We start from the raw sequence: 1,060 nt of genomic DNA on the forward strand, positions 1-1,060 counted from the left end.
ATGGCACCTTCCGCGTCACCGCGGACATCACCGACTACTCCCGCGCGAGCGTGTTCTCGACGGTGGGCAAGGAGACGCCGGTGTTCGTGCGCTTCTCCACCGTCGCCGGCGAGAAGGGCTCGGCGGACTCCGTGCGCGACCCGCGCGGCTTCGCGGTGAAGTTCTACACCGACGAGGGCAACTGGGACCTGGTCGGCAACAACACGCCGGTGTTCTTCATCCGCGATCCGCTGAAGTTCCAGGACTTCATCCACTCGCAGAAGCGCCACCCCCGCACCGGCATGCGCGACAACACCATGCAGTGGGATTTCTGGAGCCTCTCGCCGGAGTCGCTTCACCAGGTGGTCTGGCTGCTCGGCGACCGTGGGCTGCCGGCGTCGTTCCGCAATATGAACGGATACGGCTCGCACACGTTCAGCTTCTGGAACGAGCGCGGCGAGCGTTTCTGGGTGAAGTTCCACATCAAGACCCGGCAGGGCATCCGCTGCCTCACCGAGGCCCAGGGTGCGACGATCGCCGGCGAGACGCCGGACTACCACACCCAGGACCTGTTCGCGGCGATCGAGGACGGCGACTACCCGAAGTGGACCGTCTACGTGCAGATCATGCCGGAGGCGGATGCCGAGTCGTACCAGCTCAACCCCTTCGACCTCACCAAGGTCTGGCCCCACGCCGACTACCCGTTGATCGAGGTGGGCGAGCTGGAGCTCAACCGCAACCCGGACAATTACTTCGCCGAGGTCGAGCAGGCGGCGTTCGAGCCGTCGAACCTGGTGCCGGGGATCGGCGCCTCGCCGGACAGGATGCTCCAGGCGCGGCTGATGTCCTACGCGGACGCCCACCGCTACCGGCTCGGGGTGAACTACGCCCACATCCCGGTGAACCGGCCCAGGGTGGAGGCGCATACCTACCACCGGGACGGCTACATGCGCACGGACGGCAACTACGGTGCGGCGCCGAACTACGAGCCCAACAGCTTCGGGGGCCCGCAGGAGGACCCGTCCGTGGCCGAGCCGCCGCTGCGCATCTCCGGTGACGCGGGGCGCTACGACCACCGCGA

The 1,060-nt window shown here is 67.3% G+C and carries 1 protein-coding gene; it reads left to right on the top strand.

The annotated features are described in order from the left end of the window. The coding region (locus G7A99_RS20740; protein WP_163143780.1) for a catalase at positions 1-1,060 on the top strand (1,060 nt) is incomplete at both ends.

This window comes from Arhodomonas sp. KWT (assembly GCF_010993615.1).